Here is a 16,365-nt window from a genome sequence, read left to right as displayed (position 1 = left end):
TCCTAGGGGATCTGTTGGGCGAGCCGGAGCGCGTGGGCGGGCTCGGTGGGGGTCCGGTGCTGGTGGTCAGCGGGACTTCGGCGGTGGGCCCTCGCGGCCCGGCACTTCGGTGTGTGCGGGCCGGTCGGTGGCCGGGGGAAGTGCGACTGGGGCGGCTGGTGTGGTTCGGGCGCGGGCTGCGGCTGATCGCGGCGAGCGGTCGGTGCCGAGGCGGCCGACGGCATGGTCGGCCGCCTCCCGGCCGGAGGCGACGATCTCGGCCGTCAGCCGGAGTGCTTCTCCGGCGTCCCCGCCGACGCGGTGGTGGAGGGCCCAGCCGCCGGCCGCGCGCAGGGCTCGGGTGCTGCGGTCCAGCACGCCGCCCTCCCCGGTGATGACGCCGGCGACCCTGCGGGCCTCGGCCGGATCGGTGGCGCGCAGCAGGTGGGTGGTGACGTCGTCGATGCGCTCGGCCAGTTGTTCTGCGGTGTTGCTGGGCAGGCGGTCGCCGGTGACCGCGATGAAGGGCGGTGGCGATGGGCGGACGCCGAGGGTGGGGTCGAGGGTGACGTCGTACCCGGCGGTGGCGAGGAGGACGGCCGTGTCGGTGGCGATCTCGTTCTCCTCGTACTGCTGGTGGCCGGTGGGCAGGGTGTAGTGGTCCGGGCTGCCGGGGGTGGGCGCGAAGCCCGTCGTGCCGACGAGGAAGGCGGTGTGCGCGTCCCCGCCGCTGGCCACGATCGTGCCCTCGTCGGTGCGTCGGATGGTGACCGCGTTCGGGTCCGGCGAGCTGGGGCCGGCGGGCTCGGGCTCGGGCTCGGCTGGTGCCTCGCCTGGGCCTTCGCGGGCGGACTGCTGCCCAGTCCCAGGTGGCAGGTTGCGGCGCGGACCCGGTTCGAGATGGACCTGGGTGCGGTTGGCGGCGGGGATCTGGAGGCGCTGGCGGAGCGTCGGCAGGGGGTTGACCACCTCGTCGAGCGCGGCGCTGATGAGGGCGTTGGGGGTGTGGCCGGTGAAGGCGGCGTGCCAGCGTTCGCCGGGGTAGCCGCGTGGGCCGCCCCAGACGGTGACGGTCGGCCCGATCCCGCGGATGTCGCCGATGTTGTGGTTGACGGCGATGCCGGCGGTGTCGTCGGGTCGGGTGTAGCTGTAGACGCCGTGGACGGGGCTGGTCTCCCGCGACCATGGTTCGTCGGCGGCTTCCAGGTCGGCCGCGATGGTGTTGTCCAGCGACCGGCGCCCCCACAGCAGTTCGTCGCGCACCGTCTCGGAGGTCGCGGTCAGGGCGTGGGAGAGGCGCTCGGCCACCGCGGTCACGACCTCCACGGGTGTGCGGGTGCAGAAGGTGGCGTTCCAGGTCCGCCTGCCGACGGGTGAGGCGTACGCGGCGATGGTCCAGCGGGGGCCGGCGGTGGTGTCGTGGTCGAGTTCGATCGCGGCGAGGAGGGACTCGTGCAGGGCAACTGTGGTGTCCTGCCCCGGGCTGTAGCGGTGCCAGGTGGGGGATGTTTCGAGGAAGTGGGCGAGGGCTGCCTCGGCGTCGCCCGGTCCGGCCAAGTGGCCTGGTGTGACCACCACTTCGAGGTCGGGGGCGGGGGTGCTCAGGAACTCTCCTTAGGGCTCGGGCGGAGCCGGGCCGCCGTAGTGGCGGCGGCCCGGCTGCCGGTAATCAGGCTTCGGCGTGCGCCGCGTCCACGGCCTCGGGGTCGGTGGCGCCCTCGGCGATCTGCCGCTCGGCCTCGGAGAGGCGCTGCTCGGCGATGCCGGCGTAGTGCGGGGTGGCCTCCACGCCGACGAAGTTGCGGCCCTCCAGCAGGGCGGCGACTCCGGTGCTGCCGCTGCCGGCGCAGAAGTCGAGGATGGTTCCCTCCGGGCGGCAGATCTTGACCAGCTCACGCATCACCGAGACGGGCTTCTGGGTGATGTGGACGCGGCCCGCCCGCGGCTGGGAGGCGGTGTAAAGGCCCGGGAGGTAGACGGGGTGGGCGTCGCCGTCGATGGGGCCCTTGCTTCCCCACAGCACGAATTCACAGTGCTGGGTGAAACGGCCCTTTTGCGGCCGGGCGGCAGGCTTGTACCAGGCGAGTGCGCCGCGCCAGATCCAGCCGCCGGCCTGCAGCGCGTCGCTGGTTGCGGCCAGTTGGCGCCAATCGGTGAAAACGAGGGCGACACCGCCGGTCTTGGTCGCGCGATAGGACTCGGCGAGGAGCTGGCTCAGCCAGTAGGTGTAACTCCTCTGGTCCTTGTTCTCGCCGGGAAAATCGGCGGGGACGGTCTTTCCGCCGGTAGTGTACTTCTCCCGGGCCGTTCGCCCGGTCCGCTCCTGGGCGGTGCGTCCGCCCGAATTGTAGGGCGGGTCGGTGATGACGGCGTCGATGGAGTTCGAGGGGATCGAGGCGAGCCGGGTGAGGGCGTCGCCCTGGTGGATTTCGTAGGGCAAGGGGCGGACTGACCTCCTGGTCGGGGATAGGGGGCAGCGGCGGCAACAGGCGGGGCGACCTGGCCTTTCGGCTGGTGGACGGAGGCCGGCAAGGCGGCTCCGGAGCGCTCGGGCTGCGGCTGCGTCAGGAACCTAGCCCAGAGAGGGCTCGCAACCTAAAACGCACCCCCGACCAGCCCTGCGAAGATCGTTTTAGGTTGCGAGCCGTACTGCGCCTATCGTCTGCCACGCCCCCGCAGATCCACCGGCCCGGATATCCCGTTTTAGGTTCCGAGCCGGTCCGGTTCTACGGTGGGGCACCCCGGAGGAACACCGGCTTATGCCTGACCGGCGACCAGAAGCCCGTTTTTGGTCGCGAGTCGAGAAGGCACTAGCGTCCTCCGGGCCTGCCGACTGGATATCCCGGACCGCAGGGCCCATGCCGTTTTAGGTCGCGAGCCCTCGATTCGATACCTTCGGCCACCGCAAGCGAATTCCAACCCGCCATTCCAGGGGACACCCATGCCTTTTTCGAGATTACGAGCGCGGCTTGCTGCCGCTCTCGCCGGCCCGCTCGCCCGCACCGGGTGGAGCGGGCCCCGCCCCGCACCAGGCCACACGATCCGACAGGAGTCCCCGCCTTGCTCGCCCTCACCGCACGGATGCGGATGCCCAATCCCCGCCCCCCGGACCCTCGCTCCGTCCCGGCCGGAGGTGACGTTCGGGGGACGCGATGAGCTGGCAGAAGTGGATCGGCGGCGGCCTCGCGGGCCTGCTCCTGGCTCCGTTCGCCATCGCCTTCCCCGCCCTGGCCGTCACCGCCAACGACTCCACCAAGTCCGGCACTTGTACCCCCGGCCCCGGTCCACAGCCTGTGGACAGCGCGGCCGTCGCCGCCCAGGTCAAGAAGATCCTTGACGGCGCGACCGGGCAGGTCGGCCCGGTCGCCGGGCTGGACAACCCGGCCGTGCAGATCCCCTTCGCGAAGACGATCGTGGCGACCGGCATCTCGATGAACGTGTCCGCCCGCGGGCAGGTCATCGCGCTGGCAACCGCGCTGCAGGAATCGACCCTGCGCAACTTGTCCTACGGCGACCGCGACTCGTTGGGGCTGTTCCAGCAGCGCCCGTCGCAGGGCTGGGGCACGGCCGAGCAGATCCAGGACCCGGTGTACGCCTCGACCCGGTTCTACAAGGCGCTGCTGGAGGTTCCCGGCTGGGAGCAGCTGCCGCTCACCGTGGCGGCGCAGAAGGTCCAGCGGTCCGGCTATCCGGACGCCTACGCCAAGTGGGAGCCGCTGTCGACGGCCCTGCAGCAGGCCATCTCCCAGGTTCTGTCCGGGAGTTCGCCCCCCGCGCCTACCCCTTCGCCGGGCGCTAACCCGTCGCCCAGTCCGTCCGCTCCGGCCACACCAAGCGGCTGCGGTACCGGAGGCGGCGACGGAACGAACTGGGGCATCATCCCGCCCGGCGTGCTGCCGGCCGGCTACCAGATCCCGACCGACGTCCCGCCCGCCGTGCAGAACGCCATCAAGTTCGCCCTCGGCCAGCTGGGCACGCCCTACCAGTGGGGCGGCACCTGCACCGACGCGCACGGCCAGGACCCGATGGGCCGCTGCGACTGCTCGTCCCTGACACAGCAGGCGTACAAGGCCGGCGGCATCTCCATCGAGCGCCGGACCTACGAGCAGGTCCACAACGGCACCGGCGTGAGCGTCGATGCCATCCGCCCGGGCGACCTGCTGTACACCCGGCCCGGCCCCGAGGGGCCGGAGCACGTGGGCATGGCGATCGGCCAGGGCCTCGTGGTGCACGCCCCCAAGACGGGCGACGTGGTCAAGATCTCCACGCTCGCGTCGTGGAAGGCGGACATCATCGCCGCCCGCCGCATCGCCCCCTGACGGCAACTGCCGTCCATCTCAGCGCACTTCGCGCATTCTCCCCCTTCCCGCGCGGCCCGCCCGCGCACCTTCCTGCCCCTCTAGCCGTGGAGTGTGATTGCTCACCTATCTCGCCGACGCCGCCACCCAGCTGGCGTACGACCCCGGCATCTCGCCGTCCGAGGGCGGCCTGCCCGGCCTGTCCGTCCTGAAGTCCACCGTGGGCAGCATCAACCTCTTCGCGATCATCGCGGTCGTCGGTGCGCTCTGCGTCAGCGGCATCGTCTGGGCCTGGGGCCACCACACCGGCTCGCACGGCAGCGAGCAGAAGGGTAAGCAGGGCGCCTTGGTCGCCGCGGGCTGCGCCCTCCTGCTGGGCGCCGCGAACGGCATCGTCAGCTTCTTCTCGACGGTGGGGACCAGCGTCCACTGATGCCGAAGTCCTCGCCGTTCACCGGCCAGTCCACCATGCTGCGCCGGCTGCTGATCGGCCTGGGCGTGCTCGTGGCCGTCGCCCTGCTGGCCGGGCTCACCGCCCGGCTGGCGGGCGGCGGCCACCGCACCCCGAGCGCCGCCAACTCCCCCTCCACCCCTTCCGCTTCCGCTTCCGCCACTTCGACCACCCCGCCGCACGGCGGCGGCCCCGCACCCTCGGCCGGAGCGACACCGGGCGCGTCCGTGGTCGCCGCTCCGCCGCACACCAGCGACCCCATCAAGTTCGCGACGGCGTTCGCCACCGCGCTGTGGAGCTACGACACCCGCACCGCCACCCAGCCCCAGCAGCTGGCCGGCCTCCGCGGCTGGCTGACCGGCGAGACCAAGTACGCCGACCCGGACGCCCTCGCTGCCCAGCTGCCGGACCCCACCCTGTGGAGCCGGATGCGCGACAACGGCCAGCACGCCACCGGCGAAGCCGCCGAGGCGCACCTGCCCGCCGCCTGGCAGCAGGCCATCGGCAAGGACCCGGCGCAGCTCACCATCGCCTACGTCTACGCCGTCACCGTCACCGGCAAGCAGACCGTCAGCTGGAACGACGGCGGCCGGGGCGCCGAGGACCGCTCCATCACCCTGGCCGTCCAGTGCCGGCCGGGCAGCGACTGCGCGCTCGCCTCCATCGCCACCACCGTCTACCCCTGACCTCCTTCCCCATCGACCCCGACCAGAGGAGCTGATCGCCCATCGGTTTCTGCGACATTCCCGGATCCGGCCTGCTCTGCGACGTCATCGTCGGCGGCGTCAGCGACTCCGTCACCGACTCCATCGGCAACTGGGTCGCCAAGAGCGCCGGCGACCTCGCCAAGTCCGCGGTCGACCTCGCCTCCCGCGCCGTCGACAAGACCACCAGCGTCGACCTCGGCGCGGAGTGGTTCCGCACCAACTACGCGACCATCCTGCCGATCGCGCTGGTCATGCTCGTGATGACCTTCATCTTCCAGCTGATCCGCGCCGCCTGGAGGCGCGATGGCCAGGCGCTCGGCCAGGCCGTCACCGGGACCGTCTCGGCGACCCTGTTCGCGATGACAGCGATCACCTTCACGGGCGTCTCCCTGGTCGTGGTCGACGCCCTCAGCCGGGGGCTGTTCCAGATCGCCAACTCCAGCATGGACGACGCGGTCAGGCGCCTGGTCAAGGTCTCGATGATCGGCATCACGACGCCGCTCGGCTGGGCGATCCCGGCGCTGGTGGCGCTCGGCTGCGCGGCCGGAGCAATCCTCTACTGGGGCGCGATGGTCCTGCGCAAGGTGACGATCCTCGTGCTCGTCGTGCTCGCCCCCTTCGCGGCGGCCGGCGGCGCCTGGGAGCCGACCCGCGACTGGCGCAGGAAGTGGATCGAGGCCACCGCCACGGTGGTGTTCAGCAAGCTGATCATGACGATCATCATGCTCGTCGGCGTCTCCGCACTCGGCCAGACCGACACCAAGGACGGCATCCAGGCCCTGAGCGACATCATCGCCGGCCTCGTCGTCATGGCCTTGGTGCTGCTCAGCCCGATGGCGATCTACAAGTTCGTTCACTGGGCAGGCGACGGCGGGCAGGGCCACGACCTGCACCGCAGCACCGCCGCCGGCCTGCAGGTCGGCGCCGCGACCGCCCAGAAGGGCGCCCGAATGGCCGCGACCGCGGGTGCCGGCGGAGCCGGCGGAGCAGCGATGGGCGGAGCCGCCCCGCAGGGCCCGGCGCAGGTGCCCGGCCAGGACGCCCCGGCCGGTGGCGGCTCCGGCAACTCGGGCTCCGGCGAGGGCTCGTCCCCGTCGCAGAGCACCTTCCGCTTCCCCGGTACCTCCTCCGGAGGCGGCGGCGACGCGGTCGGAAAGGCGCTGATCACCCGCCGCGCCCAGTCGGGCGGCGACCAGGGCCAGCCGCTGATCTCCCGGGCCCCCGCTTCCGGTCAGTCCGCCGGGGGCGGAGCCGGCGAGGGTTCAACCGCCAAGCCCGCGAGCGCAGTTGCCGCGGCTTCCTCGGGCGGGTCCGCCACGCCGCAGGTCGTGATGAGTGTCGCTCGCGCCGCCCGCAGCGGCGCCCAGGCTCCTGCCGCCCCGTCGGCGTCCGCCGCCGGTCCCGCCACCCCGTCGGTGGCGGCCACCGGCCCGGCCGCCACGCCGAGCAGCCCCGTCGGCTCCTCCACGCCGCCGACTTCCTGACCAGCACCGGCCGGGGCCACCGCCCGCCCCGGCCGGTGCCCCCGCCCTGACCGAAGGAGTCGCCCCTGTCGGCCGACCTTCCCACACCGACCGTCCGCTTCCCCAGCCGATCCCGACGGGGAGTCCTGCTCGGGCTGACCGCCGCCCAGCTCACCGTCGTCGGCACCGCCGGCGCGATGCTCCTGGCCACCATGGTCGCCACCGGACTCGCCGGCGCCGCCCTCGCCACCCCGCTCTGGGCCCTGGCCGCCGCCCTCGTCCTGATCCGCCTCCACAGCCGCTCCGTGGCAGATTGGGCCCCGATCCTCATCAGGTACTACCTCCGCCGCGCCAAGGGCCAGCTCGTCTGGCTCGCCCGGCCCGCCACCCGGCCCCGCCGCGACGGCCTGCTCCACCTGCCCGGCACCGACGCCAGCCTGCGCGCCGTCACCGCCCCCGGCGGCACGCTCGGCGCGATCCACAACCCGCAGAAGAACACCCTCACCGCCGTCATCCGCGTCTCCAGCCGCGCGTTCGCGCTGCTGGACCCCTCCACCCAGGCCGGCAACGTCAACGCCTGGGGCCGATGCCTGGCCTCGCTCGCCCGCACCGGCTACATCACCACCGTCCAGGTGATCGAGCGCACCGTCCCCGACAGCGGCGACGCCCTCGCCCGGTACTGGGCGGAGAACGGCCGCCCCGACGCCAAGGTCGCAGGCCCCGTCTACGAGGACCTCCTCGCCGCCGCCGGACCGACCGCGGCCCCGCACGAGGCGTACATCGCCATCAGCCTGGACCTCAAGGGCGCCCGCCGCCTGATCGGCGAGGCCGGCGGCGGCCTGAGCGGCGCGTTCAGCGTCCTGTCCCAGCTGGTGCCCGGCTTCGAGCAGTCGCTGCGCAACGCCGGTCTCAACCCCCGCGGCTGGCTCAGCACCGGCGAGATCGCCGCCGTGATCCGATCGGCCTACGACCCGAAGGCGCTCGCCAACCTTGAGCAGTGGTCGGAGAGCGGCGAGGCCACCGCCGGCCCGGCCGCCGCCGGCCCCGTCGTGGTCGTCGAGGAACCCGGACGCCTCACCACCGACACCGCCTGCCACGCGGTGTACTGGATCGAGCAGTGGCCCCGCTCCGAGGTCACCCACGGGTTCCTCCACCCGCTCGTTTTCGCCGGCGGCGCCCGCCGGACCCTCTCCCTCACCTACGGCCCGCAGGCGCTGGATGCCGCGCTCAAGGCGGTGCAGCGCACCAAGTCGAGCATCATCGCCGACGCCGCCGAGCGGGTCCGCAAGGGCCAGGTCGACTCCGAAGCCGACAGCATGGAGTACGCCGACGCCAAGCAGCACGAGCGCGAGCTGATCTCCGGGCACGCCGACGTCGACCTGACCGGCCTGGTGGTCGTCAGCGCCGACAACCCGGAAGAGCTGCGCCGGGCCTGTGCCTCGATCGAGACCGCCGCCGCCGGCACCGGCCTGGACCCGCGACTCCTGCGCTGGCAGCAGGCCGAGGCGTTCGCGCAGGCCGCCCTGCCGCTCGCCCGAACCTGACGGGAGGCCGACCGTGCCCCACCCGCCGACCGACCACCGTCTCCTGCGCTTCGCGACCGCGGGCGTCGACGTCCACCACCACACCGCCATTCCGGAGCAAGAACCCGTCTCACGAGGCGAGTTGGATGCCCTCCACGCCCACTGCGTCGCCCTGTTCGCGCTGCTCGACTCCCACACCGGCACCACCCGGCCGCTCGCCCCGGCCGAGGCCGGCCACCTCCACGCCGCCCGCATCCGGCTCTGGCAGACGTGCGACGCCCTCCACGACGCCTACCACCGCGCCCCGCGCGCCGACGGACGCCGCCCCACCCGCGAGGCGTGCGCGCTGCGACTGCCGGAGGGCGCACCGGACATGGTGATCTGCCAGCGCCACAGCACCACCTCGGGCCGCGTCCGGGTGATCGCCACCCCCTCCGAGCTGCGCGGCACCCCCATCACAGCCCCTCGCATCTGACAGGAGAAACGTTCCTCTGCGCTCCGCCAGTGCCACCCCCCTGTTCACCCCGACCCGCTCGGACCGCGCCGCCCGCCGTCAGGCCAAGCGCGACCTCGCCGCCGCCCGCCGCACCGCCCGCCAGGCCGGCCGCCCGCAGCGCCCGAAGAGCCGCCGCGAGGAGAACGCCGAACTCCTCCCCGCCTACCCCGCCGCCGGACGTCCCGGCCCCGCTTCCCTGCGCGGCGGCCGACTGCGCCTTCCCGCGCACCGCATGACCACCGCGACGGCAAGCGCGGCGTACCCCTTCCTCGCCGAGGGCGGCCTCGGGTCCGCCGGAGTCCTGATCGGCCGCGACGTCCACGCCGAGGCCAGCTTCGTCTTCGACCCCTTCGCCTTGTATGGCAAGGTCGAGAACTTCACCAACCCGAACACGCTGGTCGCCGGCGTGATCGGCCAGGGGAAGTCGGCGCTGGCGAAGTCGATCGCCTTGCGCAGCACAGCATTCGGCTACCGCGTCTACGTGCCGTGCGACCCGAAGGGCGAGTGGACGTCCGTCGCGGAGGCGATCGGCGGGACCACCATCGCCCTCGGCCCCGGGCTCCCCGGGAGGCTCAACCCCCTTGACGCTCCGGCCCCACCGGCGGGCGTCGACCTGGCGGACTGGACGGGCGAGGTCCGCAAGCGCCGGCTCCTGCTGCTCGGCTCGCTGGCCCGCACCGTGCTGCGGCGCGACCTGATGCCGATGGAGTACACGGCGATGGACATCGCCCTGGACGCGGTGGTCGACCGCTCCGCGCGCACGGGCCAGGTCCCGCTCCTGGGCGATGTCGCCGCCGTCCTCGGACAGCCCGCCGTCCTGGACGCCGCGCTCGGCGACCCCACCCGGCGGGTCGGCGCCGCCGCCCAGGACCTCGCCCACGCCCTGCGCCGATTGGTCACCGGCGACCTGGCCGGGATGTTCGACGCGCCGTCGACCGCAGAGTTCGACCCGAAGAGCCCGATGCTGACCATCGACCTCTCCCGGCTCGGCTCCTCCGGCGACGACACCGCGCTGACGCTGGCGATGACCTGCGCGTCCGCATGGATGGAAGCGGCGCTGAGCGACCCCAACGGCGGTCGCCGGTGGGTGATCTACGACGAGGCGTGGCGCGTGATGCGGCACGCGGCCCTGCTGGAGCGCATGCAGAGCCAGTGGAAGCTGAGCCGCGGACTGGGCATCGCGAACATGCTGATCATCCACCGCTTGTCCGACCTGTTGTCGGCCGGCGATGCCGGCTCCCGGACCCGGGCGCTCGCCGAGGGCCTGCTGACCGACTGCGCGACCCGCGTGATCTACCGGCAGGAGAGCGACCAGCTGGCCGCCACCGCCGGACTGCTCGGACTGAGCGGTGTCGAGACCGCAGCCATCGCCGCCCTCGGCAAGGGCCGCGGACTGTGGAAGGTCGCCGGCCGGAGCTTCGTGGTCCAACATCTGCTGCACCGTGACGAGTTGACTCTGTTCGACACTGACGCGCGGATGCACGCGGCCCCGGAAGCGGCATGATCACGCCCGACCGCCTGCGGCTGCTCCACGTGGTGATCGACCCCGATCTGAACGAGCCCGGCAACGTCATCGTCGCACAGGCCGGCCTCGGCGCTGGCGGAATCCTGCAACGCGCCGGATTCCTTCCCGGGCGGGCCAGTATCTACGGCCACCCGTCCGACCCCTGGGAGAAAGCCGACTACCGGCTCCCGGCCGGTCTCACCCGCGAGCAGCGGGACCAGGCCGCCTCCACCGCGACCGAGGCTCTGCGCCGGGCCGGGTTCACGGTCGACCTCTACGAACCGATGTCCACGCCGGTCAATACGCCGCTGGCCGATGCCGGCGAGTGTCTCGGTGACCGAATCAACGCCCTGGCCGAGCAGGTACGGTGCGCGCCGACCACCACGGAGGTGGCCGCGGCGCTGGCCGAGCTCTCCGCACCCGGCGACGGCGCCCTCTACGCGCTGCACAATGCTCTTGCAGCCGCAGCGAGTTGGGCGGACGACCTGGCGTCTGAGCACGAGGATCTGGGAGACGTCGCCGAGCGGCTCGCCGACCTCGCGGAGAAGACCGAGACCATCGGCCGCCGGCTCAGCTTCGCTCGTGGCGACCTCGTCGGCACCCACCGCACGCACCCTCTGCGGGGCCGCACCGCCCCCGGCGCGCTCCCCGATCCCCGGATGGTCGCCGGCCCGCACCCTGACATGCTGCAGCCGTGGTCGTCGACGGACTTCGGCGGCAAGGAACAGACCACCGCTGCCATGCGCGAGACGGCCGTTGAGTCCAGGGAGTTCTACGAGGGCGTCCTCGCCGGCCGGCTCACCGTCGATTGGCACTACGTCACCTCCGAACTCGGCTACCTGGTGGCAGGCGTGACCGACCACCGCGCAGGGCTGTCGATGCACATCGTCGACGAGGGCGGCATCGTCAGCCTCTCGGAGACGTTCGCCTCCACCGCTGCGGCGAGTGCCGCCGGCCCGAGGTTCATCGAGACGTTCGAGCCGCTGGCCGACGCACCCGAGAAGGTGCTCACCGCACTCCGCGGCCGGGCCCGGGCCGCCGCCTCCCGCAGCTTGCGCGCCGCTCCACCCGTCGGTGCCGCACCCACCGCCTCGGGCCCGGCGGCTCCCGCTCCGGCCGACCGCACCCACCGCCGCTGACCGTCCAGGAGCCGTCATCGCCCACGTCACCATCGCTCACCTGCCCGACCGGCAGACCATCGTCGCCGACCCTCCCGACCGGCGCAGCGCGTACTGGCTGGAGCAGGCCGGCCTCGTCCGCGACGACGCTCTGCGACTGCACCGCATCCGCCGGGACACGAGCGCCTCCACCGCCGAGCGGCAGATCCGCGACGCCCGGCGCCTGCTGGCCGCCGCCGATTACGGGATCACCCGGGTCTACAGCCCGGACGAGCAGCGCCTTCGCGCCAAGTCCGCACCGCCACTGGGGACGTCGGCGCCTCCGGGCCCGCCGCGGACGCTCGGCGACCGCACCGTCTGGGTGCACCTGGTCAGCGAGGACGTCGCCGCCGGCCACCTGGTGATCCACGCGCACCACCAGGACCCCGAGGGGTCGGTCGAGCTGCTCGTCGACTACCCCAGTGCCGGGGAGGCGGCGGTGTTCTACACCGAGCAGGGCAGCGGCCACTACGGCCGCAGCCGCCACACCACCTTCGCCTCCGCACGCGCGGAGTGGGCCTCCTACGGGTACGCGGCCGAGGCTCCGGTGCCCGGCGCCCGGCGGGCCGCAGCCGCCCGCCGGACTTCCCCCGTGGTGCTCGGCCGCCCAGGCGCACTCCCCGCGGGACCGCCTCGCCCGGTGATCAGTGCCGGACTCGCCGGACCGGGCCTGGAACCCCCGTTCTGACCTTCCGTTCCCGCCAACTCCGTTGCCCTTCCTACCTCTTGGAGACGCATGTCGACCATGACGCTCACCCGCCAGGACGCCCGACTGGAGGCCGCTCTCGGTCAGAGCATCACCGCCCTGACCGCCGCTCAGGCCCGGGTGGACGCGGAGACCACGCGGGTGCTCGACACGCACCGCGCGCTGGTGGCCGCCGAGACCGCGGTGTCCTTCCATCGCGTGCGGCTGGTCAACGTCGCCACCGCCCGTCGGCGCGTGGATGACGCCGTCCTCGACGAGCTGGACGCGCAGCTGGAGAAGCTGGAGGAGGCGGCCGAGGAACGCGACGTGCTGGAGGCCGACCTGGTGCGGCTGCTCCAGGCCCGCGAGGAGGCGGCGAAGCGGAAGGCCGCCGAGGCGCCCCCGGCCACCGGCCCGACCCGGATGCTCGTGGTGGCCGTCCCCGCCGCTGCCCAGCGTCGCTGATCGGGAATCCGATGCCCACGACGACAGATCCCGGCACCACCGGCGGGCTGGTGGCCTTCGGATGGGACTACGACCACGGCGAGTTCGTCGTGTTGACCGGCCATGTGCCCCAGCCCGCCCGCGAAGCGATCTACCAGGCCGGATTCTCCAGGCGCGGTGATGCGCTGGACTGCTGGCACCAGCGCCGGAGCGTCGAACCGCACGAGCAGATCCGCAGGGCGGGGCGGCTCGTCGACCGACTGGTCGCGGCCCGGGTGCCGGTCGCCAACTGGCACCGCCCCGAGCAGCGCAACGGCGACCTGTCCGAGCACTACCGGTGGTTGCAGGACGAGAGCGCGTTCCCCGACGCCGCCCGCGCCGCGGAGGCGGCCTGGTCAGTCGTCTGCACCGCCCTCGCCACAGAGCGTCTGATCCCAGCCGATCGGGGCCTCGCCCGCGCGGTGCTCTCCGGCGACATCGTCGTGGAAGCGATGCAGACCTTCGACGATGTCGGCTGGTGGCTGGCCCGCAGTGCACCAGAAGACGACGACTCCCTGTCGTCGTACGTGATGCTGCGGCACGACACCGGAACCGGCCGCCTCGGCATCACCGACCACTGGGCCATCGGCTACGGGCCGCAGGCCCGCCGCGACTTCCGGGCCACGCAACTGCGGGACACCACCCACCCGCCTGCCACCCGCGCCCAGGCCGCCCGCCCGTCGCGCCGGGCACGGATGGCAGCCGCCCCGGCCACCGCGCCGCTGCCTCCTGGACCGGCTCCCCGCCGCACTGCCGCCCGCTGACCGAGCCCCCCTTGGAGAACACCGCTTGCCACACCAGCAGCCCGCCGGCGTCACCTTCCGCCGCCTGGCCTCCGCCGGGATCACCGTCACCACCGCCAGCCGCGACCCGGCCGTCCTCGACGCCCTGGCCGACGCGGGATTCCGCCTCGGCCTCCAGCACGCACCGGAGCGCTACTCCCTGGCCGAGCCCGACCCGATCGCCCAGTCCAGGGCTGCGGCCCAACTCGCAGCCACTCTGCGGAACATGGGAGTCCCGGTCACTTCCCGCTCCGCCCAGCTGACCGGCCTCGGAAGCACTGCCGTCACTCTCGCCCCCTCGGCAGCGGCACGGGCCGCCGCCGCCCTCACCGCGACCGCGGCGCACACCGCCGCCATATCCGACCAGCCCCGACCCGCTGTGCCCACGTCCCCGCCGCCGGCACCGGCCGCCCGCCGCTGACCGCGTCCGCCATCTGCCCCGAGGAGCAGCGCATCACCCCCGAGCACGTCTCCATCACCCGCGACCCGCAGTACGGCGTCGTCGCCGATGTCGGCCCCGACGCCTCACCGGCCGCCCACACGCTGCTCGCCCGCGCGGGCTTTCGCCAGCTCGCCGACGGACGGCACGCCCTGGACCGCGCCGAGCAGAACATCTTCCTGCACGCCCGGCAGACCACCGCCGCCCTGCGCCGCGCCGGCGTCAAGGTCAGCGCGGACCCCGCCTTCGACTACAACGACGCGACGAAGCCCGCCCTCGACAGCCCCGCCAGCCGCGCCGCCGGCCCGGACGCCGTCGTCCAGGTCGCCGCCCCGGCTCAGCCCCGCCCCTTCGACGTCCACATCGGCCGCCACCCGCACCTGGGCATCGTCGCCACCAACCCGCACAGCAACCAGGCCGCCGCGTACGCGCTCGCCGAGGCCGGATTCGCCCGCACCGGCGAGCACCCGAGTCTGTACGTCCTGGACGAGCCGGAGTACGAGGGCGACAAGCGGGCCACCGCCGCCGTCGCCGCGCTGCGCGGCCAAGGGCTGCGTGTCGCCTCCGACTTGGGCTTCGAGCCTCTCAGCGGCGCGTACCAGCCTGCGGACCCGTTCGCCACCCGGCTGATCGAGGAGATGAACCGCACCCCCGCCTCGCCGCCGGCCCGTGTCGCGCAGAACGACGACCCGTTCGAGACGCGGGTGTTCAAGGCCCCGGTGCTCGGGCCCGTCACCCCCGCGGCGGCGGACCCGTTCAACACGGTCGTCCACCCGCCGGCCGGCCCGAGCCGCGACGACCAGCGCGCGGACGCGCTGCTGCACGACCGCGCGGCGCTGAGCGCCGAGATCGCCTCCCGGCTGCGGGCGATCGAGGACCAGGTCCGCACGAACCCGGGCAGCGTCGACTTCGCCCGGGTCGAGGCGGTGATCGGCGAGGCCACCACCGTGCTCGCCGGAGCGGGCAAGGACCTCGCCTCCGTCGCGGCCCGCCCCGCGGCACCGGCCACCGCCCGCACCAGCGGCCCGGCCAGCCCGCGCGCCCGTGCCGCACTCGCCACCAGCGGCCGGCTGCGCTCCACCGCCGCGCTGCACGCCACCGCCGCCGCGACCACCGCCGCGACCACCCCGGCCGTCGACCCGCGGATCGCGTGGGCCGCCGGAACCACCAACTCCCGCTAACCACAAGGAGAATTGCCCTGGCCGTCAAGAAGACGTGGACCGTCGAGCACGACTGCGGACACGAAGTTGATCACGACCTGTCCTCCCGGCCCGCCGACAAGCGGGCCTCCTACGCCCGTTGGCTCGCCACCCGCTCCTGCCGCGACTGCTGGCTCGCCGAGCGCAAGGGGGACACCGCCGAGCGCGAGGCGTGGATCGCCGCCCGCCGCGCCGAGGAGCAGGAGGCCGCCGCCGAGTGGGCCACCCAGTTCGGCATGCCACCACTGGAGGGCCCCGAGCGGGCCATCGCCTGGGGCGAGCGCTGCCGGCACCAGCTGGTGACCGCCGCCTACCAGGCCCTGGTGGTCGAGGGCACGCTCACCGAGGACGGCTGGCTGGCCGTCGAGCAGCAGCTGCGCACGCTGGACAAGGCGTCCTGGTGGATCGACCAGCGTGAGGCCGCCGCGGCCGACCTGCCGGAGCTGGCCGCCGCCGCCACCAGCGCGGACCGCGTCACCGAGAACCCGAACTGAGCGCCGGCCCGGTGGACACTCCACCTCCCGTGCCGGTCCCCGCCGGACCGTCCCTGACCTGGGCGGCATCCTCCCTCGTCGTGCAGGTCCTGCGCGCCGAACAGGCCGCCGCCCGGCCGGCCACACCATCTCGGACCACCGACGTCTCCCGAGCCACCGCCCCGGCCGGGTGACCCCTCCTCCTGGAGCACTACCTGTCCACACCCCACGAGAGCACCGGCCACCGGCCCGGACCGGTCGCCATCCGCCGCGGCCCGTACGGCAGCGTCGAGGTGCACGGACCCGACGAGGCGCTCGCCCTGCTCACCCCGCTCCGATTCTGGGCCCCGGCGACGGGGGGAGGCCCGGCCCGGCGGTCCGTCCCGGAGGGCCCCCTCGACCGGCAGGCAGTCGCCGCCGAGGCCGCGATGTGGCTGCGGGACGGCGAGTGGAGCGTCCACCTCGACCCCGCGCTGCAGCGCTCCGAGCGCAGCGCCGCGGCCCTGACACTGCTCGCGGACATCTCCACCGCCCTCGACGACCTCCGGGACCTGATCGGCGAGATGGACAGCCCTGGTGAGCTGGCCGACGTCCTCGGCCAGCTCACCATCGGCCCGGGCAGCGCCATGAACGGCATCGAGCAGACTCTGCTGGCCTGCGCCGACCAGGTCCGCGTCACCACCTCACCCGGCCACCACGACCTCGTCGACCGGATCCGCGCCGACG

Annotated in this window: 18 protein-coding genes; 15 read left to right on the top strand and 3 right to left on the bottom strand. The window is 73.5% G+C overall.

Going from position 1 to position 16,365, the window contains the following annotated elements; all coding sequences use genetic code 11:
* Positions 1-66 precede the first annotated feature (66 nt).
* Both ABZ885_RS11605 and ABZ885_RS11600 read right to left on the bottom strand, forming a co-directional pair.
* Complete coding sequence (locus ABZ885_RS11605) at positions 67-1,536, bottom strand: DUF317 domain-containing protein (RefSeq protein WP_360186587.1); 1,470 nt, start codon at positions 1,534-1,536, stop codon at positions 67-69.
* 112 nt (positions 1,537-1,648) lie between these two features.
* Positions 1,649-2,419: a DNA methyltransferase gene (locus ABZ885_RS11600; RefSeq protein ID WP_360186586.1), complete on the bottom strand. Its 771-nt coding sequence runs from the start codon at positions 2,417-2,419 to the stop codon at positions 1,649-1,651.
* Between the two features lie 712 nt (positions 2,420-3,131).
* On the opposite strand from ABZ885_RS11600, the gene ABZ885_RS11595 reads away from it, so the two are divergent.
* The 12 genes from ABZ885_RS11595 (at position 3,132) to ABZ885_RS11540 (ending at position 13,949) form a co-directional block, all read left to right on the top strand.
* On the top strand, positions 3,132-4,298 hold the full coding sequence (locus ABZ885_RS11595) for a C40 family peptidase (RefSeq protein ID WP_360186584.1): 1,167 nt from the start codon (positions 3,132-3,134) through the stop codon (positions 4,296-4,298).
* A gap of 97 nt (positions 4,299-4,395) precedes the next feature.
* Positions 4,396-4,710, top strand: a complete 315-nt coding sequence (locus ABZ885_RS11590; RefSeq protein WP_360186582.1) for a DUF6112 family protein — start codon at positions 4,396-4,398, stop codon at positions 4,708-4,710.
* Positions 4,710-5,414, top strand: a complete 705-nt coding sequence (locus ABZ885_RS11585) for a hypothetical protein (protein WP_360186581.1) — start codon at positions 4,710-4,712, stop codon at positions 5,412-5,414. Before ABZ885_RS11590 ends, ABZ885_RS11585 begins: the two co-directional genes overlap by 1 nt.
* Before the next feature lie 272 nt (positions 5,415-5,686).
* A complete protein-coding gene (locus ABZ885_RS11580) occupies positions 5,687-6,919 on the top strand; it encodes a type IV secretion system protein (protein ID WP_360186579.1) in 1,233 nt (410 codons plus the stop codon).
* Positions 6,920-6,984: 65 nt separating this feature from the next.
* Positions 6,985-8,442, top strand: a complete 1,458-nt coding sequence (locus tag ABZ885_RS11575) for an SCO6880 family protein (protein ID WP_360186608.1) — start codon at positions 6,985-6,987, stop codon at positions 8,440-8,442.
* A gap of 13 nt (positions 8,443-8,455) precedes the next feature.
* Complete coding sequence (locus tag ABZ885_RS11570; RefSeq protein WP_360186578.1) at positions 8,456-8,896, top strand: DUF6238 family protein; 441 nt, start codon at positions 8,456-8,458, stop codon at positions 8,894-8,896.
* A gap of 253 nt (positions 8,897-9,149) precedes the next feature.
* A complete protein-coding gene (locus ABZ885_RS11565; RefSeq protein WP_360186576.1) occupies positions 9,150-10,421 on the top strand; it encodes an ATP-binding protein in 1,272 nt (423 codons plus the stop codon).
* Entirely contained in the window at positions 10,418-11,560 is a 1,143-nt protein-coding gene (locus tag ABZ885_RS11560; RefSeq protein WP_360186575.1) for a hypothetical protein, read from the top strand. Before ABZ885_RS11565 ends, ABZ885_RS11560 begins: the two co-directional genes overlap by 4 nt.
* Entirely contained in the window at positions 11,496-12,266 is a 771-nt protein-coding gene (locus ABZ885_RS11555) for a hypothetical protein (RefSeq protein WP_360186574.1), read from the top strand. The genes ABZ885_RS11560 and ABZ885_RS11555 overlap by 65 nt, the downstream gene beginning before the upstream one ends.
* Positions 12,267-12,314: 48 nt before the next feature.
* Entirely contained in the window at positions 12,315-12,728 is a 414-nt protein-coding gene (locus tag ABZ885_RS11550) for a hypothetical protein (protein ID WP_360186573.1), read from the top strand.
* Between the two features lie 11 nt (positions 12,729-12,739).
* On the top strand, positions 12,740-13,510 hold the full coding sequence (locus ABZ885_RS11545; protein ID WP_360186571.1) for a hypothetical protein: 771 nt from the start codon (positions 12,740-12,742) through the stop codon (positions 13,508-13,510).
* Between the two features lie 25 nt (positions 13,511-13,535).
* A complete protein-coding gene (locus ABZ885_RS11540) occupies positions 13,536-13,949 on the top strand; it encodes a hypothetical protein (protein WP_360186570.1) in 414 nt (137 codons plus the stop codon).
* A 104-nt stretch (positions 13,950-14,053) separates the two neighbouring features.
* On the opposite strand, the gene ABZ885_RS11535 is transcribed toward ABZ885_RS11540, so the two are convergent.
* A complete protein-coding gene (locus ABZ885_RS11535) occupies positions 14,054-14,515 on the bottom strand; it encodes a hypothetical protein (RefSeq protein WP_360186569.1) in 462 nt (153 codons plus the stop codon).
* A 21-nt stretch (positions 14,516-14,536) separates the two neighbouring features.
* Here ABZ885_RS11535 and ABZ885_RS11530 point away from each other — a divergent pair, with 21 nt between their 5' ends.
* The 3 genes from ABZ885_RS11530 to ABZ885_RS11520 all read left to right on the top strand — a co-directional run.
* The gene (locus tag ABZ885_RS11530; RefSeq protein WP_360186567.1) at positions 14,537-15,148 is read left to right on the top strand and encodes a hypothetical protein; all 612 of its coding nucleotides are present in this window, start codon (positions 14,537-14,539) and stop codon (positions 15,146-15,148) included.
* Positions 15,118-15,660: a hypothetical protein gene (locus ABZ885_RS11525; RefSeq protein WP_360186565.1), complete on the top strand. Its 543-nt coding sequence runs from the start codon at positions 15,118-15,120 to the stop codon at positions 15,658-15,660. The genes ABZ885_RS11530 and ABZ885_RS11525 overlap by 31 nt, the downstream gene beginning before the upstream one ends.
* A gap of 272 nt (positions 15,661-15,932) precedes the next feature.
* Positions 15,933-16,365, top strand: a 433-nt coding sequence (locus ABZ885_RS11520; RefSeq protein ID WP_360186564.1) for a hypothetical protein, incomplete at its 3' end; no start/stop codon positions are given.

The organism is Kitasatospora sp. NPDC047058 (genome assembly GCF_040643935.1).
Lineage (GTDB): Bacteria > Actinomycetota > Actinomycetes > Streptomycetales > Streptomycetaceae > Kitasatospora.
Note: the sequence above shows the minus strand (reverse complement) of the source record. Positions and strands in the feature narration are given on the sequence as shown.

Excerpts from the sequence above, each read along its gene's own strand:
- ABZ885_RS11550 (WP_360186573.1), top strand. The coding sequence starts at position 12,315 with ATGTCGACCATGACGCTCACCCGCCAGGACGCCCGACTGGAGGCCGCT.
- ABZ885_RS11545 (WP_360186571.1), top strand. The coding sequence starts at position 12,740 with ATGCCCACGACGACAGATCCCGGCACCACCGGCGGGCTGGTGGCCTTC.
- ABZ885_RS11595 (WP_360186584.1), top strand. The coding sequence starts at position 3,132 with ATGAGCTGGCAGAAGTGGATCGGCGGCGGCCTCGCGGGCCTGCTCCTG.
- ABZ885_RS11565 (WP_360186576.1), top strand. The coding sequence starts at position 9,150 with ATGACCACCGCGACGGCAAGCGCGGCGTACCCCTTCCTCGCCGAGGGC.
- ABZ885_RS11580 (WP_360186579.1), top strand. The coding sequence starts at position 5,687 with ATGCTCGTGATGACCTTCATCTTCCAGCTGATCCGCGCCGCCTGGAGG.
- ABZ885_RS11585 (WP_360186581.1), top strand. The coding sequence starts at position 4,710 with ATGCCGAAGTCCTCGCCGTTCACCGGCCAGTCCACCATGCTGCGCCGG.
- ABZ885_RS11560 (WP_360186575.1), top strand. The coding sequence starts at position 10,418 with ATGATCACGCCCGACCGCCTGCGGCTGCTCCACGTGGTGATCGACCCC.